General features: G+C 63.7%; 21 protein-coding genes. 10 read left to right on the top strand and 11 right to left on the bottom strand.

Annotated features, from left to right (window positions below):
* Positions 1 to 281 precede the first annotated feature (281 nt).
* The 5 genes from ACRECS_RS08515 (at position 282) to ACRECS_RS08495 (ending at position 7,148) form a co-directional block, all read left to right on the top strand.
* Entirely contained in the window at positions 282 to 3,008 is a 2,727-nt protein-coding gene (locus tag ACRECS_RS08515) for an Rne/Rng family ribonuclease (protein WP_431582528.1), read from the top strand.
* A gap of 175 nt (positions 3,009 to 3,183) precedes the next feature.
* Positions 3,184 to 4,536, top strand: a complete 1,353-nt coding sequence (locus ACRECS_RS08510) for a M48 family metalloprotease (protein ID WP_431582626.1) — start codon at positions 3,184 to 3,186, stop codon at positions 4,534 to 4,536.
* A 31-nt stretch (positions 4,537 to 4,567) separates the two neighbouring features.
* Entirely contained in the window at positions 4,568 to 5,314 is a 747-nt protein-coding gene (locus ACRECS_RS08505) for a DsbA family protein (RefSeq protein WP_431582527.1), read from the top strand.
* A 116-nt stretch (positions 5,315 to 5,430) separates the two neighbouring features.
* On the top strand, positions 5,431 to 6,375 hold the full coding sequence (locus ACRECS_RS08500) for an ABC transporter ATP-binding protein (RefSeq protein WP_431582526.1): 945 nt from the start codon (positions 5,431 to 5,433) through the stop codon (positions 6,373 to 6,375).
* The gene (locus tag ACRECS_RS08495) at positions 6,372 to 7,148 is read left to right on the top strand and encodes an ABC transporter permease (RefSeq protein WP_431582525.1); all 777 of its coding nucleotides are present in this window, start codon (positions 6,372 to 6,374) and stop codon (positions 7,146 to 7,148) included. Before ACRECS_RS08500 ends, ACRECS_RS08495 begins: the two co-directional genes overlap by 4 nt.
* Positions 7,149 to 7,175: 27 nt before the next feature.
* Here the strand turns inward: ACRECS_RS08495 and ACRECS_RS08490 are convergent, their stop codons facing one another.
* A complete protein-coding gene (locus ACRECS_RS08490) occupies positions 7,176 to 9,044 on the bottom strand; it encodes a CocE/NonD family hydrolase (protein ID WP_431582524.1) in 1,869 nt (622 codons plus the stop codon).
* Between the two features lie 430 nt (positions 9,045 to 9,474).
* Here ACRECS_RS08490 and ACRECS_RS08485 point away from each other — a divergent pair, with 430 nt between their 5' ends.
* The gene (locus tag ACRECS_RS08485; RefSeq protein ID WP_431582523.1) at positions 9,475 to 11,781 is read left to right on the top strand and encodes a beta strand repeat-containing protein; all 2,307 of its coding nucleotides are present in this window, start codon (positions 9,475 to 9,477) and stop codon (positions 11,779 to 11,781) included.
* A gap of 8 nt (positions 11,782 to 11,789) precedes the next feature.
* Here ACRECS_RS08485 and glpX read toward each other — a convergent pair whose 3' ends face one another.
* From glpX to ACRECS_RS08460, 5 genes are all read right to left on the bottom strand, one after another.
* Positions 11,790 to 12,761, bottom strand: coding sequence for a class II fructose-bisphosphatase (gene glpX, locus ACRECS_RS08480; RefSeq protein ID WP_431582522.1), 972 nt, complete (start codon positions 12,759 to 12,761; stop codon positions 11,790 to 11,792).
* 83 nt (positions 12,762 to 12,844) lie between these two features.
* On the bottom strand, positions 12,845 to 13,627 hold the full coding sequence (locus tag ACRECS_RS08475) for a glutaminyl-peptide cyclotransferase (RefSeq protein WP_431582625.1): 783 nt from the start codon (positions 13,625 to 13,627) through the stop codon (positions 12,845 to 12,847).
* Positions 13,627 to 14,091 carry a nuclear transport factor 2 family protein gene (locus ACRECS_RS08470; protein ID WP_431582521.1) on the bottom strand — a complete coding sequence of 155 codons (465 nt, stop codon included), beginning with the start codon at positions 14,089 to 14,091 and terminating at the stop codon, positions 13,627 to 13,629. Before ACRECS_RS08470 ends, ACRECS_RS08475 begins: the two co-directional genes overlap by 1 nt.
* Before the next feature lie 10 nt (positions 14,092 to 14,101).
* Positions 14,102 to 14,929, bottom strand: coding sequence for a 2,3,4,5-tetrahydropyridine-2,6-dicarboxylate N-succinyltransferase (gene dapD, locus ACRECS_RS08465; protein WP_431582520.1), 828 nt, complete (start codon positions 14,927 to 14,929; stop codon positions 14,102 to 14,104).
* Positions 14,926 to 15,591 carry a pyrimidine 5'-nucleotidase gene (locus ACRECS_RS08460; RefSeq protein WP_431582519.1) on the bottom strand — a complete coding sequence of 222 codons (666 nt, stop codon included), beginning with the start codon at positions 15,589 to 15,591 and terminating at the stop codon, positions 14,926 to 14,928. Before ACRECS_RS08460 ends, dapD begins: the two co-directional genes overlap by 4 nt.
* A 344-nt stretch (positions 15,592 to 15,935) precedes the next feature.
* Between ACRECS_RS08460 and ACRECS_RS08455 the strand changes: the two genes are divergently transcribed.
* From ACRECS_RS08455 to ACRECS_RS08445, 3 genes are all read left to right on the top strand, one after another.
* Positions 15,936 to 16,934: an LLM class flavin-dependent oxidoreductase gene (locus tag ACRECS_RS08455; protein ID WP_431582518.1), complete on the top strand. Its 999-nt coding sequence runs from the start codon at positions 15,936 to 15,938 to the stop codon at positions 16,932 to 16,934.
* A 26-nt stretch (positions 16,935 to 16,960) separates the two neighbouring features.
* Complete coding sequence (locus ACRECS_RS08450) at positions 16,961 to 17,110, top strand: hypothetical protein (RefSeq protein ID WP_431582517.1); 150 nt, start codon at positions 16,961 to 16,963, stop codon at positions 17,108 to 17,110.
* A gap of 231 nt (positions 17,111 to 17,341) precedes the next feature.
* Positions 17,342 to 17,983: a DUF5701 family protein gene (locus tag ACRECS_RS08445; protein ID WP_431582516.1), complete on the top strand. Its 642-nt coding sequence runs from the start codon at positions 17,342 to 17,344 to the stop codon at positions 17,981 to 17,983.
* On the opposite strand, the gene ACRECS_RS08440 is transcribed toward ACRECS_RS08445, so the two are convergent.
* From ACRECS_RS08440 to ACRECS_RS08430, 3 genes are all read right to left on the bottom strand, one after another.
* A complete protein-coding gene (locus tag ACRECS_RS08440) occupies positions 17,980 to 19,287 on the bottom strand; it encodes an ATP-binding protein (protein ID WP_431582624.1) in 1,308 nt (435 codons plus the stop codon). The two genes, ACRECS_RS08445 and ACRECS_RS08440, sit on opposite strands and share 4 nt — an antisense overlap.
* A 234-nt stretch (positions 19,288 to 19,521) precedes the next feature.
* Positions 19,522 to 20,187, bottom strand: a complete 666-nt coding sequence (locus ACRECS_RS08435; protein WP_034157370.1) for a response regulator transcription factor — start codon at positions 20,185 to 20,187, stop codon at positions 19,522 to 19,524.
* Positions 20,188 to 20,218: 31 nt separating this feature from the next.
* Entirely contained in the window at positions 20,219 to 20,527 is a 309-nt protein-coding gene (locus ACRECS_RS08430; RefSeq protein ID WP_431582515.1) for a PepSY domain-containing protein, read from the bottom strand.
* A gap of 97 nt (positions 20,528 to 20,624) precedes the next feature.
* Here ACRECS_RS08430 and ACRECS_RS08425 point away from each other — a divergent pair, with 97 nt between their 5' ends.
* Positions 20,625 to 22,406 carry an ABC-F family ATP-binding cassette domain-containing protein gene (locus ACRECS_RS08425; protein WP_431582514.1) on the top strand — a complete coding sequence of 594 codons (1,782 nt, stop codon included), beginning with the start codon at positions 20,625 to 20,627 and terminating at the stop codon, positions 22,404 to 22,406.
* A gap of 119 nt (positions 22,407 to 22,525) precedes the next feature.
* Here ACRECS_RS08425 and ACRECS_RS08420 read toward each other — a convergent pair whose 3' ends face one another.
* Positions 22,526 to 23,542 (bottom strand): sensor histidine kinase, encoded by a 1,017-nt coding sequence (locus tag ACRECS_RS08420; protein ID WP_431582513.1) that lies wholly within the window; start codon positions 23,540 to 23,542, stop codon positions 22,526 to 22,528.
* A gap of 66 nt (positions 23,543 to 23,608) precedes the next feature.
* Positions 23,609 to 24,436, bottom strand: a complete 828-nt coding sequence (locus tag ACRECS_RS08415) for an ATP-binding protein (protein ID WP_431582512.1) — start codon at positions 24,434 to 24,436, stop codon at positions 23,609 to 23,611.
* Between the last annotated feature and the right edge of the window lie 70 nt (positions 24,437 to 24,506).

The following is a 24,506-nucleotide window of genomic DNA, read 5'->3' as shown; positions in this document are numbered from 1 at the left end:
CCGGCTTCCCGGGCGTGGTCCTTCCAGGTTGAAGTTCGCAATGACGCATTTCCTTTCCCGCCCGCACCGACCGGTTCCGACCGGCGGGTTCGTGGGCGTGTCAGGTGCCACGGGCCAGGCGCCCAGGCGTGCGCTGCGAGCAGAGGCAAATTTCGACAACAGCGGCATGTCCGGGCCAGGCGACTCTTTCGCCCGGCTCGACGGCCATCACAATTGCGCGCGGCCATCCCGGCCCAGCCTTTACCAGCTGCATCCCGGACCGCGCGCCCGGAGAATAGTCAATGACAACGCGTATGCTGATCGACGCACGCCACCGGGAAGAAACCCGTGTGGCGGTCGTCAAAGGGAACCGGATCGAGGAGTTTGATTTCGAGTCCGCCGAGCGCAAGCAGCTCAAGGGAAATATCTATCTAGCCAAGGTTACTCGGGTCGAACCGTCGCTGCAGGCGGCGTTCATCGATTATGGCGGCAATCGCCATGGCTTCCTCGCGTTCAGCGAAATCCATCCCGATTACTACCAGATCCCCAAGGAAGACCGCGACGCGCTGCTTCGCGAAGAGGCGGAGCATGCCGCCGAGGAAGCCGCGCTGCGCGCCGAACAGGATGCGCAGGACGAGTTGCACGGCGACGAGTATGACGACGATCATGATCATGACGCCCATGATAATGACGGCGACATCGACGAAGAGACGGTAGAACGGTTCGAGGACGATGGCGGCGTGCAGGCCGAAGTCGCCGCCGAAGAAGGCGGCCGCTCGCGCGGGCGCCGCAAGCGCGGTGCGTCCGACGATGCGGTCGATGACCTGCGCGAACGGCGCATGAACCTGCGCCGCCGCTACAAGATCCAGGACGTGATCCGCCGCCGCCAGGTGCTGCTGGTCCAGGTCGTCAAGGAAGAGCGCGGCAACAAGGGTGCGGCGCTGACCACCTATTTGTCGCTGGCCGGCCGCTACTGCGTGCTGATGCCCAACACGTCGCACGGCGGCGGGATCAGCCGCAAGATTTCGAATGCGGGCGACCGCAAGCGTTTGAAGTCGATCATGGCCGACATGAAGCTGCCGCCGTCGATGGGCTGCATCGTCCGCACCGCCGGGCTGCAGCGCACCAAGGTCGAGATCAAGCGCGACTTCGATTATCTCGCCCGGCTGTGGGACGGCATTCGCGAAACCACTTTATCCTCGTCGGCTCCCGCGCTGGTCTATGGCGACAGCGACCTGATCAAGCGCGCGATCCGCGACATCTATAATCGCGAGATCGATGAGGTGATCGTCGAGGGCGAGGATGGGTATCGCCACGCCAAGGACTTCATGAAGCTGCTGATGCCGAGCCATGCGCGCAAGGTGAAGCATTATTCCGACCCGGTGCCGCTGTTCCAGCGCGCGCATGTCGAGGATCAGCTCGGCGCGATGTACCATCCGGTGGTGCAGCTGAAGTCGGGCGGCTATCTGGTGATCAATCCGACCGAAGCCTTGGTCTCGATCGACATCAACTCCGGCCGGTCGACGCGCGAGCATTCGATCGAACAGACCGCAACCGCGACCAATCTCGAAGCGACGCAGGAAATCGCCCGCCAGCTGCGTCTGCGCGACATGGCCGGACTGGTCGTGATCGACTTTATCGACATGGACAATGGCTCGAACGTCCGCAAGGTCGAGAAGGCGATGAAGGAGGCGCTGAAGAACGATCGCGCCCGCATCCAGGTCGGCCGCATCTCCAGCTTCGGCCTGATGGAAATGAGCCGTCAGCGCTTGCGCACCGGCGTGCTCGAAGCGTCCACCCGTCAGTGCCCGCATTGCGAGGGCACCGGCCTGGTCCGCACCGCCTCGTCGGCCGGCCTGTCGGCGCTGCGCCTGATCGAGGACGAGGCGGCACGCGGCCGCGGGTCCGAAGTCACGCTGCGCGCCAGCATGGAAGCGGCCTTCTACCTGCTTAACCGCAAGCGCGCGGAACTGGCCGAGATCGAGGATCGCTACGGCGTGAAGATCGAAGTCGCGCCCGATGGCGAGCAGGAAGGCGCGCGCATGTCGGTCGAGGTCTCCGGACCGCCGCCGGCGCATGCGCCGCGCTTCGACGCGCCGATCGAAGAGTTCGACGAGGACATCCCCGAGGATATCGAGGACGAGATCGACGAGGTCGAGGAAGACGAAGTCGAAGAGCCGCGCAAAGCGCGCGAACCGCGTGACCGCGGCGAACGTCCTGAACGGTCGGGCGATGATGAAGGTGGCTCACGCCGTCGCCGTCGCCGTCGCGGACGCCGCGGCCGCAACCGTGTCGAGGGCGATGGCACGCCCGAGGGCGATGCCGCCGCAGCACAGGCCAATGCACAGGCTGACGCCGAAGACGCGCTCGATGATGCGGAAGCCGGCGAAGGCGAAGCAACCGTCGATGCAGGCGGCGAGCAGGCAGCCGGTGACGGCGAAGGCCGTCGTCGTCGCGGCCGCCGCGGCCGTCGGGGCGGTCGCCGCAACGAAGGCGAGCGGACCAACGAGGCCGGCGAAGCGATCGCCGCTGACGAGGCCGTGGCCGAAGCACCGGCAGAAGAGCCGGTGATCGAGGCCGAGCCCGTGGCGGAGGCGCCCAAAAAGGGTCGCCGCCGTCCCAAGGCACGCGATGCGGCCGAAGCTCCCGTCGTGGTTGCCGAGGCACCCGTGGAGGCGCCGGTGGTCGAGGCTGAAGCCGAAGCACCGGCCAAGCCCAAGCGGGCGCGCAAGGCCAAAGCCAAGGCTAACGAGGCCCAGGTCGAAACCCCTGCACCAGCTCCCGAACCGGTGATCGAGGAGGCTGCACCCAAGGCAAAGCGCCGCGCACCGCGCAAGAAAGCGGGCGCTGCAGCCGAGGCGGCCCAGCCCGATGAATCCGACATGCGGGCCGTCACCGCTGGCAACGGACTCGATGGTACCGCCCCTGCCGATGCAGCGGCGGGTCCGGGTGATGCGGCCAATGACGCCGATCCGGGCGAGGCCGGCTCGCCGCGCCGCGGCTGGTGGCAGCGCACCTTCGGGGCATAAGCCGGGATAGCTCTTCCCTGTCGAGGGACGAGCAAAGGTTAGCGGCGGCGAGGGTTGAATGCCTTCGCCGCCATTGCCTTTTCCGGCGCGTGTTTCACCCGCTATTCGCCGGCCCCGCGCCACAGCCGGCCCTTCCCCCGTTGCCAGAGCGGGAAGAAGTGTCGATATGTCGGGCATGAAGCGGATTCTCGCTGGTCTGACGGCCGCTCTACTCCTCTGGGCACAGCCCGCCGCCGCGCAGTCGATCCTGCGCGATGCGGAAACCGAGACGATGTTCAACGACATGTCGCGGCCGCTGATCCTTGCCGCCGGGCTCAGCCCGCGCAATGTGCGCATCGTCCTGATCAACGATGATTCGATCAACGCGTTCGTCGCCGGCGGGCAGACCGTCTATGTTCATTCGGGCCTGCTTCAGGCGGCCGACAATGCCAATCAGGTTCAGGGCGTCATCGCGCACGAACTCGGCCATATCGCCGATGGCCATGTCGTGCTGCAGGATGCCGGGACCAAGCCCGCCATGGGCATCTCGATCGTCAGCATGGTGCTGGGCCTCGCCGCGATCGCCGCCGGTGCGGGCGATGCCGGGATCGGCATCCTGCAGGCCGGCCAGCAGGCGGCGATGGGCAAGTTCCTGGCCTTTACCCGCATCCAGGAATCGAGCGCGGACGCTGCGGGCGCGCGCTATCTCAATGCCTCGGGGATCACCGGCAAGGGCATGATCAGCTTCTTCAAGAAGCTGCAGAATCAGGAATATGCCTATGGGGTCAAGAATATCGATCCCTATGCGCAGAGCCATCCGCTGAGCGGCGCGCGTATCGCCAACCTGACGCACGACCTGCAATCGGCGCCGTCCTGGAATACCAAGCTGGATCCGGTGCTCGAAGAGCGGTTCAAGCGCGTCAGGGCCAAGCTTCTCGGCTTCGTCGCCGATCCCAAGACGACCCTGAACACCTTCCCCGAAACGGATCAGAGCGTCTATGCCCATTATGCCCGCGCCTATGCCTGGCATAAGTCCGGCTATCCCGAAAAGGCGGATGCCGAGGCTGCGGCGCTGATCAAGGCCGATCCGCACGACCCCTATTTTCTCGAAATCAAGGGCCAGATTTTGCTCGAGGCGGGCAAGCCGGTCGACTCGCTCGCACCGCTCCGTGAAGCGACTCAGCGGTCGGACAATTCGCCGCTGATCGCGACGACGTTCGGCCATGCGCTGATCGCGACCGAGAACAAGGCGAATTATCCCGAAGCGGTGACGGTGTTGCGCGGCGCGATCGCGCGCGACGACCAGAATCCGTTCGCCTGGTTCCAGCTCGGCACGGTTTACGAATTGACCGGCGACCAGCCTCGCGCGCTGCTGGCCAATGCCGAGACCGCGAGCATGCGCGGCGATTCGCCGACCGCGGCCTATAGTGCGCGCGGCGCGATGGCGGGGTTGCCCGCCAACAGTATCGACTGGATCCGCGCGCAGGACATTGCGATGACCGCGCAGAACGACATCGAAGAGAATCCGAAGAAATTCAAGCGCCGATGACCGGCAGCGGACCAGAGAAGTACCAGCATCAATGATCGATCGACTGTCCAGGAATCCATTGGCACTGGCCGGCGCCGTGCTGCTCGCCGCCCTGGTCGGCGCGGCCGCGATGTGGGGCCTGCAACGCGCCGCACCGGGGACGCTCGACGCCCTCGATACGGCTCGCGTCGAAGCCGTGGTACGCGACTATGTGCTCGACCATCCCGAGCTCATTCCCGAGGCAATGGACCGGCTGCGTGACCGCCAGATGTCCAAACTGATCGAGGCGAACCACAAGGCGATCCTCGAACCGTTCGGCGGGGCCTGGATCGGCAATCCCAAGGGCGATGTCACGCTGGTCGAATATTACGACTATAATTGCGGCTATTGCCGCGCCAGCCTGCCGGCGATCGCCGAGCTGGTCGCGCGCGATCCCAAGGTGAAAATCGTGTTCCGCGAATTTCCCATCCTGAGCGAAGAGAGCATCGTTGCTGCGAAACTGAGCCTCGCCGCCGCCGAACAGGGCAAGTTCAAAGCGTTTCACGACGCGCTCTATGCCGGCGGACAGCTCACCGCGCAGAGCATGGCCGCGGCGGCCAAACAGGCCGGCCTGGACATGACCAAGGCCGCAGCGATGACCTCGCGCGCCGAAGCCGAGATCGCGGCGAACCGCAGCACCGCGCAGCAATTGGGACTGACCGGCACGCCAAGCTGGGTGATCGGCGACAAGGTCGTCTCGACCGCCCTGACGCTCGAAGAACTGCAAAAAGCTGTGCAGGAAGCACGCGAAAAAAGCTGACGGAGAACACCCGGCATAGCGGATTTTTCCGGCACGGCGCTCGAAACAAAAAGACCCGCGCGATTGAAGCGTGGCCATGGCGGCCCTACCTAAGGCCGATCCTTAAAGGGGGCCAAGTGGACACCATTCTCTCCGTCAGCGGCGTATCTAAGACCTATGGGTCGGGTACCACCGCACTGCATTCGGTCGACCTCGACATTGCCAAGGGCGAAATCTTCGCGTTGCTCGGGCCTAACGGCGCGGGCAAGACCACCCTGATCAGTATTATCTGCGGCATCGTCACGCCCTCGACCGGCACCGTCACGGTGATGGGGCATGACGCGATCAACGAGTTCCGCGCCGCACGCCGGCTGGTCGGGCTGGTGCCGCAGGAATTGTCGGTCGACATGTTCGAAACCGTGCTGGCGACGGTCAAGTTCAGCCGCCGCCTGTTCGGCCGGTCAGGCCATGACGCCTATATCGAAGAGGTGCTGCGCGACCTGTCGTTATGGGACAAGCGCAACGCCAGGATCATGGAATTGTCCGGCGGCATGAAGCGCCGCGTGTTGATCGCCAAGGCACTGAGCCACGAACCCGATATCCTGTTCCTCGACGAACCGACCGCCGGCGTCGACGTGTCGCTGCGCCGCGACATGTGGAAACTGATCCACCGGCTGCGCGACAAGGGCACGACGATCATTCTCACCACCCATTACATCGAAGAGGCCGAGGAAATGGCCGACCGGGTCGGGGTGATCGACAAGGGCAAGTTGATCCTGGTCGAGCGCAAGACCGAGTTGATGAAGCGGCTGGGCAAGCGCCAGATGCTGATCTCGCTGCAGGAACCGATGACGACTGTCCCGCCCGAGCTGGAGGAATGGCATCTCGAGCTGGAGGATGACGGCAAGAAGCTGCTCTATATATTCGACGCGACCAGCGAGCGGACCGGCATTCCGTCGCTGCTGCGCAAGCTTGCCGAGCTCGGCATCGGCTTCAAGGATCTGGAGACGAGCAAATCGTCGCTTGAGGATATTTTCGTCGATCTGGTGGCTCAGGGCAAAGCTGAGAGGGTCGCGGCATGAACGGGCATAGTTTCAACGCGCATGGCGTGTGGGCGATCTATCGCTTCGAAATGGCGCGCGCGCTGCGCACCCTGTGGCAGAGCCTGGTCACGCCGGTCATCACAACCTCGCTTTACTTCGTCGTGTTCGGCGGCGCGATCGGCAGTCGCATGCAGACGGTCGATGGCGTGGGCTATGGCAGCTTCATCGTACCCGGCCTGATCATGATGTCGCTGCTGACGCAGAGCATCTCCAATGCCTCGATCGGCATCTACTTCCCGAAATTTACCGGCACGATCTACGAACTGCTCTCGGCGCCGGTATCGGCGATGGAGATGGTGCTCGGCTATGTCGGCGCGGCGACCACCAAGTCGGTGATCCTCGGGTTGATCATTCTGATCACCGCGATGCTGTTCGTACCACTGCCGATCGCGCATCCGTTTGCGATGCTGGCGTTCCTGGTGCTGACCAGCGTGACGTTCAGCCTGTTCGGCTTCATCATCGGTGTGTGGGCCAAGGGCTTCGAGCAGCTGAACTTCGTTCCCGCACTGCTGATCACGCCGCTGACCTTCCTGGGCGGCGCATTCTATTCGATCAGCATGCTGCCGCAGCCCTGGCAGACGGTCAGCCTGTTCAACCCGGTCGTCTATCTGGTCAGCGGATTCCGCTGGAGTTTCTTCGACAAGGGCGATGTCAGCGTCGGCATCAGTCTCGGCGTGACCGCGCTGTTCATGGTTCTGTGCCTCAGCGTGATCGGGTGGATCTTCAAGACCGGCTACCGGCTGAAGTCGTAGCGCACTCCTCCCCGGCACGGGGAGGAACTATTTCACGACCGGCAACACCACCTTCGACCCCGTACAAACGCTTTGCGTTGCCTTGACGAAATCGCCCGGTTTGGCCCGCGCGATATTGGGCACGAAGCTCTGCGGGTTGCGGTCGATCACCGGGAACCAGCTTGACTGAATTTGCACCATCAACCGGTGTCCTTTCAGGAAGACATGGTCATGGTCGCGTAGCGGCACGTCCCAGGCAATGACCTTGCCCGGCACCAGCGGCTTCGGATCGGCACCACTGGCGAGGAACCGGCCACGCCGGACCTCCATTGCGATCGGCAATTGATAGCCGCCCAGTTGTTGCGTGTAGGCGCCGAGCGGGGCGCTGTTGTCGAACGGCGCATAATCGTCGGGCAGCACGTCGATCAGCTTGACCACGAAATCGCTGTCGGTGCCGGTGGTCGCGGCCATCAGCTGCGCCACGATGTTGCCGGTGACGGTAAGGTTCTCGGTCAACGGCGCGCTGACATAACTCAGCACATCGGGGCGATGATCGACGAACCGCTGATCCTCCGCTTCCCACCAGCGCCATTCGGGGCGCGGATAGGTTTTCGAGATCGGACGCGGACGGAAGGGCACAGGGTTGGCCGGATCGGAGAGGTAATCGCGGCATGCTTCCCCGGCAGCAGGCGCGGTGAAGGACAGCGAGCCGTCGGCGTGGAGATAAAGGTCGGTCGCCTTGGCTTCGGCCGGCGGCCAGCTCTTATACTCTTTCCAGGCGTTCGATCCCGACTGGAAGCTCTTCATCTCGAAGTTCGGCCGCGGCCCCTTGCCGTGCAGCCAATAGGCGAAGAACGGTGCCTGGATCGTGTCGCGGAAATCCTTGCCGCTGTCGCCGCCAAGCGGCACGCGGCCGATCATCGACGTGTTGCCCTGCCACCCGCCATGCGCCCAGGGCCCGGCAACCATCTGGCTCAAATGGTTGGGGTCATTCTGTTTCTGCCGTGCATAGATCTGCCATGATCCCCAGGGGTCCTCCTGGTCCCAATAGCCCGCGACATTGAGTGTCGGCACGACCGTCTTGCCGAGCGTATCGGTCCAGCGCTGGCTGGTGTAAAAGCTGTCGTGATTGGGATGGTCGAGCAACGCCGTGAACATCGGCGAGCGGCCCTTGAACTGCGCCGTGTCGATACCCTCGGCAGTGCCCATGCGCAGGAACCAGTCATAGGTATCGAGCGTGTCATAGTCCGGCCCGACATCATTGGTCTTGCTCAGTTGCAGCGAGCCGACCCAGTCGGTCGCATAGCTCAGCCGCAGCGCGCCATTGCGGTGCAGGTCGTCATTCTGCCAGTAATCGATCCAGGCCGCTTGCGGCGAAACCGCCTTCAGCGCGGGATGCGGCTTGGCCAGCGCGACGGCGGCGGCGAAGCCGGGATAGGATACGCCCCACATCCCGACCTTGCCGTTATTGCCTTCCACCCTCTTCACCAACCATTCGATCGAATCGTACGCGTCAGTCGCCTCGTCGACCGCCTTATAGTCCTTCGGATGCACGGCGGTGGAGAGGGTGAAGACGCCGCCGGATTTGAAGCGGCCGCGCATCGACTGGAAAACGAAGATATAGCCGTCCTGTGACAGCGTCTTGAAGTTGCCTGGAATGGTCGGGGGCGCGGCATCCGGAACGCCGTAAGGCGTGCGCTGGAACAGGATCGGCAGGGGGCCTTTGGCATCGCGCGGGCGCAGGATCACGGTCTGCAGCTTCACGCCGTCGCGCATCACGATCATCACCTCTTCGAAGATGAAGGGTGACTGGGTGGCGGCAGCAGCCGGCGCGGCCTGGGGCCGGGCGATGGAAAGCGGCGCGGCGATCGCGGCCAATGCCGCAGCGGGGAAAAGAAAGCCGCGAATTCGCATCATCGTCACCCTTGATATGAGAGCGTCATTATAAGGACAGAGCAGCAAACTGGCGATTTTTCAATGATCCAGGCTCAGGTCCTGCGCGAGGCCGTTGCGCTGCTGGGCTGTAGCAATGCCGTTGCGGAAATATAAAAGACGAGCCGGGACTAGTCGGCACAGGATGAGTATCCGATCCCGTGTCTTGGTTGAATCGCCGCCGGCGACAGGGTGGGGCACGAGCCGAATAAGATATGTTACACCGAAATGTCGCATATCTTTCCACCACCGCCTCGGCGAGGCGAGGAATGAAGTGCATTCTGTAACAAATACTTAATCTTGTCATAACCATCCACAGGCCGGCCTCCTCATCATGGCATAGGCTGCACAATGGAGATTGCCTTGACGGTGATCTCTTCTATGCTCGCCAGCGACATTTCAGGGGGAGTCGGACATGGTGACTTTTGTGGGCGGTGCTGGCCGCGATGTTTATTATGGTGGCAATGACGACGACATCATCACCGGCAATGGTGGCAGCGACTACCTTTTAGGCGGCGCGGGGTCGGATAGTCTCGACGGCGGTGACGGCAGCGACATTCTTTACGGCGGCAATGGCGACGACGTCATATTGGGCGGCGCAGGCATCGACACACTCGACGGCGGAATCGGAGCCGACAACATGGCGGGCGGCGCCGACGGCGATTTCTATTACGTCGATAATGCCGGTGATAGCGTATCCGAAGACGCCAATGCCGGTCGAGATCTCGTCTACTCAAGCATCAGTTACATGCTAACCGCCAATGTCGAGGACCTGACGCTCACCGGTATCGCGAACCTGAGCGGTGCAGGCAATGACGCGGACAATGTCATCACGGGCAATGGCGGCGCCAATAGTCTCACCGGCGGTCTCGGCAACGACCAGATTTTGGGCGGAGCCGGTTCGGACATTCTCGACGGCGGCGACGGCAATGACAGCCTGTTTTCGAATCTCGTCGACCAAGCGTTTTATGGGTTATCGGATACTGGAAACGAGGTCGATACGCTGAGCGGTGGCGACGGATCGGACAGAATCTCCGCCGGCTATGGCGACAATATCGATGGCGGCGGCGGAGAAGATATTCTCTCGATCAGCTTCGCGGGCGCGACGGTGGGTGTGACGTTCGATTTCAGCACGCTGGCAAGCGGCGGTTCGTTGGTCATCGGCGGTGGACTTATCACCGGGATCGAGCAGGTCATCGACATCAATGGATCGAACTTCGCCGATAACATCACGATCAGTACTGGCGCCAATAGTGCTAATCCAGGCGGCTTCATCGATGCTTCGGGTGGCGGCGGCAACGATGTCATCACTGGCGGGATCGGTAACCAATATCTTTCCGGTGATGCGGGATCGGACACCCTCTATGGCGGTGACGGCAATGATATTCTTTTTGGAAACCTTAAAGCCCGCATCGATAATGGCAGCGACGTCGACACGCTGAACGGCGGCGCGGGATCGGACCGTTTCTATGCAGGCTATGGCGACAATATCGATGGCGGTACCGGCAATGATTTCCTGAATCTCAACTTCAAGGGCGCGACGGCCGGCGTTACGGTCGATTTCAGTCCGCTGGGCAGTGGCAGTTCGGTGGTCGTCGGCGGTGGTATCATAACTGGAATCGAGACGATTGACACCGTCGAAGGAACGAATTTCGCCGATAACATCACAACCGGCAATTCATACGCGTTTTCAGAGATATGGGTCTCGGGTGAAGGCGGCGACGATATAGTCACACTCGGGTTCTACGCCGGACGCGCCTTTGGCGGTGTCGGCAATGACACGCTTTCGGGTAGCACTGTAGGAGCGGACAGTCTTTACGGCGATGCCGGCGACGACATTATTTTCGGCAAGGGCGGCAATGACAGTATTTCTGGCGGCGACGGCAACGATACGATCGATGGCGGAACCGGAGCGGATACCATGGCAGGCGGCGCTGGTGACGATATCTATATCGTCGATTTTTTCGACGACATCGTAACCGAAGTCGCCAATGAGGGCCGGGATCTCGTCCTGTCGAGCTACAACTACATGCTGACCGCCAATGTCGAGAACCTGACGCTCACTGGTACGGCGACGGTCGGCGTCGGTAATGACGCAAACAACGTCATCACCGGCAATAGCGGCGCCAATACACTCAATGGCGGGCTGGGCGCGGATATCCTTATCGGCGGGCTGGGCGCCGACCGGCTCGATGGCGGCGGCGGCATCGACACGGTGAGTTACGCGGACAGTCTGGGCGCGATATCGATCAATCTGCAGACCGGTGTGGGCACCGGCAATGCAGCGCAGGGCGATATCGTCACGACCGTCGAGAACATGATCGGATCGGCGTTCGACGACACCCTGATCGGCGATGGCAACGCAAACCGGTTGAATGGGACGCGTGGCGCCGACACGATGAGCGGTGCGGCCGGCGCCGATGTTTTCGTGTTCGACACGATCCTCGACAGTGCGGACACCATTACCGACTTCGTCCAGGGCACCGACCGGATCGAGCTCGATCAATCGATCTTCATGGCACTCGGGCTCGGCACGCTCGACACCAGCGCATTCACCACCGGTGCCGCAACCACCGCCGACCAGCATATCCTGTACGATGCGGCGACCGGAAATCTGTCCTATGATGCCGACGGGTCAGGCGCCGGTTCCGCGATCCTGTTCGCCACGTTGCAGAACCTGCCGACCACCATCACCGCCGCGGACTTCGTCGTCGTGCCGTAAGGCCGGTATCAGCCGAGGCGGTGCTCGCCCTTTACCCAGCGCACCGTGCCGGAGCTGGCGCGCATCACCACGCTTTCAGTGGTCATCTTGCCGGCCTTGCGCTTGACCCCGGCGAGCAGGGATCCGTCGGTCACGCCGGTCGCGGCGAAGATGCAGTCGCCCCTGGCCAGCTCGGTCAGGTCATATTGCTTGTCGAGATCGGTCACGCCCCATTTATGGGCACGTGCGCGCTCATCGTCGTTGCGGAAGAGCAGCCGGCCCTTGAATTGCCCGCCGACGCAGCGCAGCGCGGCCGCCGCGAGCACACCCTCCGGCGCGCCGCCCGATCCCATATAGATGTCGATCGTCGTGTCGGGATTGGTCGTCGCGATCACGCCGGCGACATCGCCGTCACCGATCAGCATGATGCCGACGCCAAGAGCGCGCAATTCGGCGATCAGCTTCTCATGGCGCGGCCGGTCAAGCACACAAGCGATGATCTGCGACGGCGCGACGCCCTTGGCGGCGGCGAGCGCAGTGACATTCTCGGTCGGCGACTTGTCTAGGTCGATCAGGCGCTCGGGATAGCCCGGGCCAATCGCGATCTTTTCCATATAGACGTCGGGCGCATTGAGCAGCCCGCCCTGCTCGGCGATCGCCAGCACAGCGAGCGAGTTCGGACCAGCGGTGGCGCAGATCGTGGTGCCTTCGAGCGGATCGAGCGCAATGTCGATCTTCGGCCCCTTGCCGATCGCCGAGCCAACCTTTTCGCCGATGAACAGCATCGGCGCCTCATCGCGCTCGCCCTCACCGATCACCACCGTGCCGTCCATGTACAGTTCGTTCAGCGCTTCGCGCATCGCCTCGACCGCCGCGGCATCGGCGGCCTTCTCGTCGCCGCGGCCGACCAGGGTCGAGGCAGCGATGGCGGCGGCCTCGGTCACGCGGACCATTTCGAGCACGAGGACGCGGTCAAGGACCTTGCTGGCAGTAGTGGTCATGGAAACCCTCTCAAAGATCTTGACGGCGCGGATAGGCGGCGTGTGTTGCAATGTCGAGACTGGCCCGGTCTCGAACGTCGACCCTAGCGTCGGCGAACAGGCTTTGGGCGTGCGCCCTTGGGTGGCGCGATCTCGAACAGATAGGGCCATTCCTTGCCGGTCACGAACAGGCGACGGCGGGCAGCATCCCAGGCAATGCCGTTGGCGACCTGGTTATCGCCCCAGACATTGGCGCGGGCATGCAGTGCGGACAGGTCGACCCAGCCGATCACATGGCCGCTCTTCGGATCGATCCGGGCGATGCGGTCAGTGAGCCAGACATTGGCGAGGATCTCGCCATCGACATATTCCAACTCGTTGAGCCGCTCGATCGGCAAGCCGTTCGCGGTAACGCGGAGCGTGCGGCGCGGTTGGAAAGTCCGCGGGTCGAGGAAGCGCAAGGTCGCGGTGCCGTCGGACATGATCAGGCTCGTGCCATCGGCGGTCAGCGCCCAGCCCTCGCCCGGATAGCGGAAGCTGCCAAGCTTCTTGAAGCCGTTGATCGACCAGCGGAAACCAATGCCGTTTTTCCAGGTCAGGCTGACAATCTGGCCACGCCACGGCGCAATCCCTTCGCCGAACAAGGGCGGATCCACCGCGACGCTTGCCCGTACCTTGCCGCTGTCGAGATCGACCTTGCGGATACCCGATCGCCCGACCTCACCGGTGCTCTCGTAGAGCGCGCCGTCGAGATAGAAGAGTCCCTCGGTATAGGCGCGCGGATCATGCGGATAGGCGCGTATCAGTGCTGCCGGATCGACCGGCACCTGCTGCGCCATGACAGGGCCGGACACGAGCAGCGCCGCGGCGAGAAGCAGCCGGCGCATCATGCGGCAGGCACCGTATCGCGAACCCAGACATTGCCGCGCTGATGCGTGACGATCAATGTCATGGCATCGACCTTCCACCCTTCGGGCGTGCAGACGAGATGGTGACGATATGTGCCCCAGACCTCCCATAACGGCTCGCCATTGCCCTCCATCCGGTTCCACGCATAGTCAGCCGACTCCACATCCGCGGTATCGCCGGTGAGTAGCACCTGATGATTGGTGCGCATATGGAAGCTGGCCTTGGCCGTGGTCAGGTTGGTCGCCCAAGCCTGGATCAGCGCGTCGCTGGCGATTTCAGCGGCGGGCTGGCCCGACAGCGAGCTGAAATCGGCGGCCAGCCGGTCGGCAAAATGGGATCGCGCCGCGGCCCAGTCCTTTCCATCCACCGCCCGGTCGATCGCATCGACGACGCGGATGATCTCGGCGATGGTCTGATTATCGGGAGCCTGACTGTCGGGCATGATCTTTTCCTCAGTCGCGCAGCAACTCGTTGATGCTGGTCTTGGACCGGGTCTGCGCATCGACACGCTTGACGATCACGGCGCAATACAGGCCGGGCTTGCCGTCGCCACCCCCAGTCGAGCCCGGCACGACGACCGAATAGGGCGGCACTTCGCCGCGAAACACTTCGCCGGTCGCGCGGTCGATGATCTTGGTCGACGCGCCGAGATAGACGCCCATCGACAGTACCGCGCCCTCGCCCACCCGCACGCCCTCGGCGACTTCGGCGCGCGCGCCGACGAATGCGCCGTCGCCGATGATCACTGGATCGGCCTGAAGCGGCTCGAGCACGCCGCCGATGCCGGCGCCGCCCGACAGATGCACGCCCTTGCCGATCTGCGCACAGCTGCCGACCGTCGCCCAGGCATCGATCATCGACCCTTCGCCGACATAGGCACCGATATTGACGAAACTCGGCATCAGGATCGCGCCCTTGGCGATGAACGCACCGCGCCGGGCAACCGCGCCGGGCACCACGCGAATGCCGGCGGCGCGGAACTCTGCCTCACCCCAGCCGGCGAATTTCGAGGGCACCTTGTCGAACGCAGGCGCGCCGGCCGATCCGCCGTCGATCAGCACATTGTCGTTGAGCCGGAACGAGAGCAGCACGGCTTTCTTGAGCCATTGATTGACGCGCCAGCCGCCCGCGCCGTCGGGCTCGGCAACGCGCGCCGCGCCGGAATCGAGCAGCGCCAGCGCATCATCGACGCTCTTGCGCACCGCACCGACCGTGGTGAAGCCGAGGGTGTCGCGGTCGTCCCAGGCGGATTCGATCACGGATTGCAGATGGTCGGTCATTGCGCCTCCAGAACGGCTTGCAGCCAGTGCGTGATGTCATGGGTGGTGAAGTCGATATAGCTGCGATCGCTGTCGACCGCCTGTTCCGAGCCGTTATCGACCCACACCGTGGTCATGCCGATCGCCTTGGCCGGGGCAAGGTTGCGCGCCATATCCTCGACGAACAACGCGGTATGCGGATCGAGATCGAACGCTGCGCAGAGCCCGGCATAGGCCGATTCCTGCGGCTTGGGGGCGAGGTTCATGGCATGGATATCGTGGATCGCCTCGAACGTCTCGCCCAGCCCGAGCCGACCCAGCACCCTCGCCGCATAAGGCGTGTCGGCATTGGTGAAGACCAGCTTGCGCCCGGGCAGTTTCGCGATCGCGGCAGCGAGCGGCGCATTCTCCTCCAGCACATCCATCTCGATATCATGGACGAAATCGAGAAATTCGTGCGGATCGACGCCGTGCTCGGCCATCATCCCGGCCAGCGTGGTGCCGTGCCCAAGGAAATAGCCCTTCTGGATACGGTGCGCCTCTTGCCTGTCGACGCCGAGCCGCTGCGCGATATAGGCGCCCATCTTCACATCGATCTGGTCGAACAGCTTCGCGCTCGCCGGATAGAGCGTGTTGTCGAGATCGAAGATCCAGGTGCGGATATGGGAAAGGCGTGGGTCCATAGGGGCGAGGCTCTAGGCCGGGGGTGCGGATCGGGCAAGGCGGTGTGCCCTTAAGTCCGGCAAGCGATGACATGCCCGGTTCCGTGTCCCGGTTGAATAACCGCAACGCCGTCGGGAGATATCGGACACCAGAAGTGTCCCATATCTCCTGTCGCTCACTCTCAGCCGGAAGAGAATAATATCATTATATATCAATATGATAATGCACATTCATTGCTTCCCCGGCCTTCGCCGGGGACGCAATGAAGAAATACACGCCTGAAGGAGACAATCGCCAAACAAGTTCGGCACGACGAAGATTTTCTAATCTGGCGAACCCTCGCCCCCCTCCCCATCTCCTGAGCATGACAGCCTATTCCCTGCTCGATCTCGTTCCCGTCGTCGAAGGCGGCAGCGTGTCCCAGTCGCTCGCCAATGCCGCCGATCTGGCCAGGCATGTCGAGGCGCTGGGGTTCAGCCGCTACTGGACCGCGGAGCATCACGGCATGACCGGCATCGCCAGCGCCGCGACCTCGATCGTCATCGCGCATGTCGCCGCCGCGACCAGCACGATCCGGGTCGGTGCGGGCGGCATCATGCTGCCCAACCACGCACCGCTGGTCATTGCCGAGCAATTCGGGACGCTCGACGCCCTGTTCCCGGGCCGGATCGACCTGGGGCTGGGGCGCGCGCCCGGATCGGACCAGAAAGTGGCACGCGCGATGCGTCGCACGCTGGAAAGCGACGCCAACGCCTTTCCGCAGGACGTGCTCGAACTGCAAAGCTATTTCGCGGATGACGGGCAGACCGGAATCAGCGCCACACCCGGCGCCGGCGCCGATATCAGGCTGTGGATCCTGGGATCGAGCCTGTTCGGCGCGCAACTGGCCGCCGCACTTGGCCTGCCCTATGCCTTCGCCTCGCATTTCGCGCCGGACGCGCTCGATGGGGCGCTGGCGATCTATCGCCGCGATTTCCGCCCCTCGGCGGTGCTGGCAAAGCCCTATGTGATGGCCGGGTTCAACGTCTTCGCCGCCGATACCGATGACGAGGCCGAACTGCTCGCCAGTTCGCAGCAACAGGCGTTCGTCGCATTGCGCACCGGCAACCCCGGCAGAATGAAGCCGCCGGTCGCGAATTATCGCCAGTCGCTGGGCGCGCAGGGTGCGGCGATCCTCGATCATGCACTGCGCTGCTCAGCGGTCGGCGCGCCGGCCAAGGTCGCCCGCGACATCGCCGCGTTCGTCGCGCACACCGGCGTGGACGAGATCATGGTGGCAAGCTCAATCTATGATCATGACGCCCGCAAGCACAGTCTTGAGATCACCGCGTACGTCATGCGAGAGTTGGCCGTGGCGGCGTAACGGCCGTCAGCCAACGGGGGAAACGCATGCCCGACTTCACCTTACTGATGCACGACGACAGCGTACGCGAACCGTCCGCCGGCATATGGGATCGCTATTTCGCCAGCCTGCGGCAGCGCGGCGGCTTTTCCGGCGGGCGCGGTCGCCAGCCATCTCGTCGGCTATATCCGTATTGAAGCCACCGACCTTGCCGATGCGAAAAGCCGGGTTGCCGGCAATCCGGTCTATGAATGCGGCGGCACGGTCGAGATCAGATCGCTGCCGCGCGGCGAGGATTAGCCGGCGGCGCCCGGAACTGGCCCCGGAACAGACTGGCCCGGAACAGACTGGCCCGGAACAGACTGGCAACGTGAAACTGGAAGCCCGCGACGCCATATCGCGCTTCCATGATGACGGAGCGCCGCCCTATGACACCAGCAGACCTGATGCAGGAATTCGATCGCCAGACCGCTGTGCTGATCGACAGGGGCTATCCGCAGCATAGTGGTCTGGACGATGCGGCTTTCCGCGCACTGCTGACGCCGCTGGCTGAAAAGGTCGTGACGTTTCAAGTGAGCGCCGGCGACATGGAGATCGGGACGCTGCCGTTCGCCATTGCCGTCAAGAGCGACCTGGTCGCGACCGATGTGCAGATGGCGGCCGTCAGCAAGGATGGCCGACAGGGGATTTCAAAGCTTTATCCGCGCTCGGCAAGTGATTTCCATGTCACCGCTGACACCGTTCTGCCGCATGGCCTCGCCTATCTGATCGTCGATATCGATCGCGGGCAGCAGAACAGGAACCTGCCGCCGAACGAAGCGCTCATCCTGATCAAGCGCGAAGCCAGGCTGGCGCTGACGATCGAAGAAGGCATCGCGATCGCCACGCAATGTCCCGACTTTCTCAGGAAGAATAATTGCTACTCGCTGCTGGTGTCGCGCCATGCGGGCGACCAGCGCGTACCGGCGATATGGATCAATGCCGCCAAACAGCCGAACCTTGGCTGGTGCTGGGACGGCAATCCTCACACCTGGCTGGGTTCGGCCTCTTGCGCGAGTCGGACCGACTAGTTCGCGGCGGGCAACCGCAACCGCACCAGCAGTCCGCCCAGATCCTCGCTTTCTTCAAGGCTGACGGTACCTTCGTAAATCTCCGCCACGTCGCGCACGATCGCCATGCCGAGGCCAGTGCCGGGCTTGCCCGAATCGAGCCGCACGCCGCGATCGAAGATGCGCGTGCGCTGTTCTTCGGGAATGCCCATGCCGTCATCCTCGATCAGGAATTCGACGAAGCCCGAATGCTGGCCGACCGTCACGAACACGCTGCCGCCGCCATATTTCGCGGCATTCTCGATCAGATTGCCGAGCATCTCATCGAGATCCTGCCGCTCGACATGGACCTGCAACGTCTTCGGCCCGGCGATGTCGATACGGACATGACGATAGAGCCGCGCGACGGCGCGCTCGACCGATTCCAGGCTCGGCCAGACATCGGCGCGGCTGTGCGCCGATCCGCGACGGCCGACGGCGCGGGCGCGGGCGAGGTGATGATCGACCTGGCGCCGCATCGTCCGCGCCTCACGCACCACAGTCTCGCCGAGATCGTCGGCCTGGGCGGTGGCGGCGTTCATGATCACGGTCAGCGGGGTTTTCAGCGCGTGCGCCAGATTGCCGGCATGGCGGCGCGCTTCCTCGGCCTGGCGTTCGTTATGCGCGATCAGGCCGTTTAATTCCTCGACCATCGGCGCGACCTCGATCGGCATCGCACGTTCGACCTGGCGCGACTTGCCGGCGCGCATACGGGCGATTTCCTCGCGCACCTTGCGCAGCGGCCACAGGCCGTAAAACGTCTGCAACGCGGCCATGATGATCAGGCCGAGCCCAAGCAACACGAAACTGCGCACCAGGGTCCGCCGCAGTGCATTGATCTGCGCATCGAGCCCTTCGCGGGTCTGCGCGACCTGGAAGCGCCAGCGCAGCGGCGACCCCGGCAGTTTCACATCGCGTTCGAGGATGCGCAGCTTTTCCGCGTTGAACTGGACGCTGTCATAGCTGTGGATGCCGAGATCGGTGTGCTGCGATCCGAACGACAGGCGCCGGTCCCACAGCGAGCGCGACGGAAAATCCTCACGCCCCTTGGTGCTGACCTGCCAGTACAGGCCCGAATAGGGCTCCAGGAAGCGCTGGTCGGCGGGTTCGCGGTTGAACACGACCTCACCGTCCGGGCCGATCTCGGCCGAGACGATCAGCGCGGTCAGGACATATTCGAGCTGATCGTCGAAATTGCGCGTGATCGCCGATGACAGCACCCGGTCGAGCGCAAAGCCGCCGCCGGTCAGCAGCAGCAGGATCCATGCCGCAGCGATCAGGATCATCCGCCGGCTGAGCGACCCCGTCGTGCGGACATAACCCCGGCCGATCGGCGCATCCGGGTCGGCCGGGTCGCGGGCCGTATCGGGAGCCGTACCGGGTACCGCGACCTCATCTCCGTTCGCCCTGAGCTTATCGAAGGGCTGCTCTTCCTGTTCCACGGTCAGAAGGGAGAAGAACGGTGCTTCGACAGCCCCGGACCTGATCCGGGGACGAACGGTACAGAGGCGGCGTCAGAATCAAGCATCGGGGTCTTCAAGGCTGTAGCCCAGGCCGCGGATCGTGGTGATCACATCCTGGCCAAGCTTCTTGCGGATGCGCGTCACGAACACTTCGATGGTGTTCGAATCGCGGTCGAAATCCTGATCATAGATATGCTCGATCAGTTCGGTGCGGCTGACCACCTTGCCCTTGTGATGGAGCAGATAGCTGAGCAGCTTATACTCCTGGGCGGTCAGCTTGACCGGTTCGCCGGCCAGCGTAACCTTGCCCGAGCGCGTGTCGAGCCGGACATCGCCCGCGGTCAGTTCCGACGAAGCATTGCCCGAAGCGCGGCGAATCAGCGCGCGCAGCCGGGCGATCAGCTCTTCCGACTGGAACGGCTTGGCGACATAATCATCGGCGCCAGCGTCGAGCCCGGCGACCTTGTCCGACCAGCTGTCGCGCGCGGTGAGCACCAGCACCGGTGCGGTGCGGCCTTCCTTGCGCCAGCGGTCGAGCACGGTCAGCCCGTCAATCTCGGGCAGGCCGAGATCGAGCACGATCGCATCGTAATTCTCGGTCGAGCCCATGAAATGACCCTCTTCGCCATCGGTGGCGAGGTCGATCGCATAGCCAGCACCTTCCAGCGTGTTCTTCAATTGCTGGCCGAGATTGGGTTCGTCTTCGACGATCAGGACGCGCATTCTTGTTCCCTTCCAGCCACGATCGGGCGGCTCAATTGCCGGTACGGCCGATGATCTGGCCAGAACGGCCATCGACCTCGACCCAGATGACATTTCCATCGCGCAGGAATTTGAGCGTGTAAATGCCACTGATCGAATCGAGTTCGACACCGAGATACTGCGCACCCCGCATTTGCGGCACGACGCGGCGCTCAATCTCGTGAAGCGGCAGCAATCGGCCCTTTTTGAGCTGATCGAACGCTTCGACCTGATCGCCCCGGCGCTGGTCGGGCGCAGGGTCGGCAACGGCCGGTCCGGCCACGGCGAGGAGGCAGACTAAAGAGGATAACAACATCTTCATGTGCGTCGCATAGCGGGGCGGGCTTGAACAGCCTGTGAATGCTTCGGTCAGACAAGCGCAACTTGCCGTCTCGCGATCCGCCTCGTAACGGACCGCCATGGCAGCCCCAATCCTCGCATTTGAAAATCTCGGCATCATCCAGGGATCGGGGTGGCTGTTCCGCGGCCTCGACATCCATATCCAGCCGCGCGACCGGCTTGCGCTGATCGGGCGCAACGGTGCGGGCAAGACGACTCTGCTCAAGCTGATCGCCGATGCGGTCGATGCGGATGAGGGCCGGCGGACGATTCAACCAGGCACGCGCGTCGTGCTGCTTGAGCAGGAACCCGACCTGCGCCAGCATGCGACGCTGCTCGACTATGTGCTGCACGGCGACGATGCGCCGCTGCCATATGAGGCCGACGCGATCGCCGATCAGCTCGGCATCGACCTGTCGCGCGAGGCGGCCAGCGCATCGGGCGGCGAGCGGCGCCGCGCGGCGATCGTGCGCGCACTGGCGATGGACCCGGACGTGCTGCTGCTCGACGAGCCGACCAACCATCTCGATATCGCGGCGATCGACTGGCTCGAGGACTGGCTCGGCCGGTTCCGCGGCGCGTTCATCGCGATCAGCCATGATCGCACCTTCCTGACCCGATTGACCAAGCAAACATTGTGGCTCGACCGCGGATCGATCCGCCGCGCCGAAATCGGCTTTGGCGGGTTCGAGGCATGGACCGAGCAAGTCTATGCCGACGAGGCGCGCAATGCCGAACGGCTCGACGCGAAGCTGAAGCTGGAGGAGCATTGGCTGCTGCGCGGCGTCACCGGGCGGCGCAAGCGCAACCAGGGCCGACTGACCAAGCTGCTCGAAATGCGCGAGACGCGCGCGGCGATGATGGGGCCGCCGGGCACCGCCAACCTGTCGATCGGCAGCGACGATGCGCGCACCAAGATGGTGATCGACGTCAAGGGCGTGTCGAAATCGTTCGGAGACCGGCCGATCATCAAGGACCTGACGCTGCGCATCATGCGTGGCGACCGGATCGGCATCGTCGGTGCAAACGGCGCGGGCAAGACCACGCTGCTTAAGCTGCTGACCGGCGAGCTCGCACCCGATTCCGGTCATATTCGCCTCGCCAAGACGCTCGACCGCATTGTCATCGACCAGCAGCGCAGCCTGATGGCACCGGAGAAGACGGTGCGCGAAGTGCTCGCCGACGGCGGCGACTGGATCGAGGTGCAGGGCATCAAGAAGCATATCATCGGCTATCTGAAGGAGTTCCTGTTCGAGCCCGGGCTGGTCGATGCGCAGGTCGGCACGCTGTCGGGCGGCGAACGATCGCGCTTGTTGCTGGCACGCGAATTCGCCCGGCCGTCCAATCTGCTGGTGCTCGACGAACCGACCAACGATCTCGATCTCGAAACGCTCGACCTGCTGCAGGAAGTGATCGGCGATTATGACGGCACCGTCCTGATCGTCAGCCATGACCGCGATTTTCTAGACCGTACCGTGACGATCACGCTCGGCCTCGACGGATCGGGCACGGTCGATGTCGTCGCCGGCGGTTATGAGGATTGGGAAAAGCGCCGCCGGCTGAAGGTCAGCGGCGGCAAGCGGCCCAATCCGCGCAAGGTGGAGCCGACGGCGCCAGCAGCACCGAAGGTGAAGCTGAGCTACAAGGATCAGCGCGATTATGACCTGCTGCCCAAGCGGATCGAAGAAATCGAAGCCGCGATCAAACGCGACGAGGCGCTGCTCGCCGACCCGGCGCTCTATTCCCGCGATTTCGCCAAATTCGAGCGGCTGACCAAGGCGATCGAGGCAGCGCGCGATGAAAAGGACGCGGCCGAAATGCGCTGGCTGGAGCTCGCCGAACAGATCGAGGCGCTAAGCTAGAGTCTTTTCGGTTAGACGGTGCCAGCCCGCTCCCCCTCCCGGCCACCCATTCAGGATATGCTGTGGGTGGCCGGGAGGGGGAGCGGGCTGGCACCGTATCGACGTAAGTCGGAAAGACACTAAGCCGTCAGCTCCAGCGTCACGCGGGTACCCGTGCGATCACTGTCGGTCGTGATCGTCCCGCCCGCCTGACGCGCGAAGGCTTCGATCAGCCGGCTGCCCAGGCCATGATCCGGACCGGGAGCAACGGGCTTTTTGGGCAGGCCGACGCCATCGTCGGTCACCGTGACGGTCCATCCGCCGCCGGTGCGGTTGTAGAACAGGACGCTGATGCTGCCGATATCACGGCCGGGAAAGGCATGCTTAGCGGCGTTGGTAACCAGTTCATTGATGACCAGCCCGATCGACACGGCGCGGTCCCGCGGCACCGATGCCTGGTCGGTGTCGCAAGCGAGGGTGATGCCACCGCGCAGGAACAAGGCCTCGGACAATGCCGCGCACAGATCGGGCAGATATTCCTGCATCTCGACCATGCCGGGCTGTTCGCTGCCGCGATAGAGATGGCGGTGGGCGCGGGCGATGCTGTCGATGCGCATCTGCGCGACGCCCAGCGCCTCCGCCGTCGCCGGATCGACCGCACGACGCTTCTGCATGTCGAGCAGTCCGGCGACGATCGCGAAATTATTCTTCATACGGTGGTCGAATTCGGCGAGGAACAGGTCGCGATCGGCGATCTCCCGGTCACGTTCGCGCGTCGCACGGTAAGCGGAGCGGCGGAACAGCTCGGCCAGGGCGATGGTGATGAGCGCGGTGACCACCACGACGCCGATCTGGAGCGCCCCGGCCGAATCGGCGAAGCGGAACGAGTCGTGAATCGGGAAGAGATAATACCAGATATAGAGGATCATCACCGTCGCGGCGACAATGCCGGCCAGCGCGCGTGCGAACAATGTCGCGAGCATGATCGCGGGATAGATCAGTGCGAATGGCGCCGCCCCGCCCGCGACGATGTCGAAACCGATGCGCAGCAGCCGCGCCGCACCCGAGGTGACCAGCCCGACAACGACCTGAGTCACCCAGATCGGAATGGTGGGCGAGAGTCGATCGCACAGGTCGAGTTCGCCGATACGGGCCATTCGGTGAGACAGCCGTGGTACGACGATCAAGTCAAGCCGCGTTTGGCGAAACCTGATCCACTTCTGCTATAATCGCAGCGACCTGCCGTGCCGCCCGGCGAGATCGACGATGTAGTGCCACGCCACGCGGCCCGACCGACTGCCGCGCCGCGTCGCCCAGCCGACCGCCTCGACCGGGTCGAAGGGCAGGCCGTGCGTATCGGCATAGCCCTTGACGATGGCGAGATAGCCTTCCTGATCGACGACATGGAAGCCGAGGCTCAAACCGAAACGATCGGCCAGCGCGAGATTGTCGTCGACTGCGTCGCGCGGGTTGATCGCGCTCTCCTGCTCGGCGATGTCGCGCGGCACGAGGTGGCGGCGGTTTGACGTTACCAGCAGCCGCGCATTGGCGGGACGCGCCTCCGCACCACCCTCGAGCATCGAGCGTAGCGCACGCGCATCGCTGGCCGCGTTGAAGCCGAGATCGTCGATGAACAGGACGAACGCGCGGGGCACAGCGGCGATCACCGCGAACAGCGTTGCCAGCGTGTCGAGCTGCGTGGTGACGACCTCGATCAGCGCGAGCGCCCTGCCCTCGGCCTGCAATGCGGCGACGCTGCTCTTGACCAGCGCCGACTTGCCAGTGCCGCGCGCACCCCAGAGCAGCACGTCATGCGCCGCATGACCCTGAGCAAGGCGATCGAGATTGGCGACCAGCGTCGCCTTTTGCGCGTCGATGCCGTGAAGATCGCCGAGCGGCAGTGCCGCGAAATCACGCGCGGCGGCGAGCGCGGCGCCGCGCCACAGATAGGCCGGGTGCGCCAGCGGATCGGCGGGCACCGGTGCCGGCGGTGCAATGCGGTCAAGGGCAGCGGCGATAAGGTCGAGGGGCGTTTGCTGATCGTCGGCCATATCATCTTCCGTTCGGGCTGAGCCTGTCGAAGCCCCGCTCTTCCTGCACACCGCGTTAGAAGAAAGAACG

It is taken from the genome of Sphingomonas sp. (assembly GCF_050725575.1).
In the GTDB taxonomy this organism is placed as follows: Bacteria; Pseudomonadota; Alphaproteobacteria; order Sphingomonadales; family Sphingomonadaceae; genus Sphingomonas.
Note: the sequence above shows the minus strand (reverse complement) of the source record. Positions and strands in the feature narration are given on the sequence as shown.

Bases quoted from the DNA above. Each gene is read 5' to 3' on its own strand.
- ACRECS_RS08435 (WP_034157370.1), bottom strand. From the start codon at position 20,187: ATGCGCGTCCTGATCGTCGAAGACGAACCCAATCTCGGCCAGCAATTG.
- ACRECS_RS08455 (WP_431582518.1), top strand. From the start codon at position 15,936: ATGACAGCCTATTCCCTGCTCGATCTCGTTCCCGTCGTCGAAGGCGGC.
- glpX (WP_431582522.1), bottom strand. From the start codon at position 12,761: ATGACCACTACTGCCAGCAAGGTCCTTGACCGCGTCCTCGTGCTCGAA.
- ACRECS_RS08460 (WP_431582519.1), bottom strand. From the start codon at position 15,591: ATGGACCCACGCCTTTCCCATATCCGCACCTGGATCTTCGATCTCGAC.
- ACRECS_RS08425 (WP_431582514.1), top strand. From the start codon at position 20,625: ATGGCAGCCCCAATCCTCGCATTTGAAAATCTCGGCATCATCCAGGGA.
- ACRECS_RS08440 (WP_431582624.1), bottom strand. From the start codon at position 19,287: ATGATCCTGATCGCTGCGGCATGGATCCTGCTGCTGCTGACCGGCGGC.
- ACRECS_RS08475 (WP_431582625.1), bottom strand. From the start codon at position 13,627: ATGCGCCGGCTGCTTCTCGCCGCGGCGCTGCTCGTGTCCGGCCCTGTC.
- ACRECS_RS08505 (WP_431582527.1), top strand. From the start codon at position 4,568: ATGATCGATCGACTGTCCAGGAATCCATTGGCACTGGCCGGCGCCGTG.
- ACRECS_RS08470 (WP_431582521.1), bottom strand. From the start codon at position 14,091: ATGCCCGACAGTCAGGCTCCCGATAATCAGACCATCGCCGAGATCATC.
- ACRECS_RS08495 (WP_431582525.1), top strand. From the start codon at position 6,372: ATGAACGGGCATAGTTTCAACGCGCATGGCGTGTGGGCGATCTATCGC.
- ACRECS_RS08415 (WP_431582512.1), bottom strand. From the start codon at position 24,436: ATGGCCGACGATCAGCAAACGCCCCTCGACCTTATCGCCGCTGCCCTT.
- ACRECS_RS08510 (WP_431582626.1), top strand. From the start codon at position 3,184: ATGAAGCGGATTCTCGCTGGTCTGACGGCCGCTCTACTCCTCTGGGCA.
- ACRECS_RS08490 (WP_431582524.1), bottom strand. From the start codon at position 9,044: ATGATGCGAATTCGCGGCTTTCTTTTCCCCGCTGCGGCATTGGCCGCG.
- ACRECS_RS08445 (WP_431582516.1), top strand. From the start codon at position 17,342: ATGACACCAGCAGACCTGATGCAGGAATTCGATCGCCAGACCGCTGTG.
- ACRECS_RS08450 (WP_431582517.1), top strand. From the start codon at position 16,961: ATGCCCGACTTCACCTTACTGATGCACGACGACAGCGTACGCGAACCG.
- ACRECS_RS08420 (WP_431582513.1), bottom strand. From the start codon at position 23,542: ATGGCCCGTATCGGCGAACTCGACCTGTGCGATCGACTCTCGCCCACC.
- dapD (WP_431582520.1), bottom strand. From the start codon at position 14,929: ATGACCGACCATCTGCAATCCGTGATCGAATCCGCCTGGGACGACCGC.
- ACRECS_RS08485 (WP_431582523.1), top strand. From the start codon at position 9,475: ATGGTGACTTTTGTGGGCGGTGCTGGCCGCGATGTTTATTATGGTGGC.
- ACRECS_RS08430 (WP_431582515.1), bottom strand. From the start codon at position 20,527: ATGAAGATGTTGTTATCCTCTTTAGTCTGCCTCCTCGCCGTGGCCGGA.
- ACRECS_RS08515 (WP_431582528.1), top strand. From the start codon at position 282: ATGACAACGCGTATGCTGATCGACGCACGCCACCGGGAAGAAACCCGT.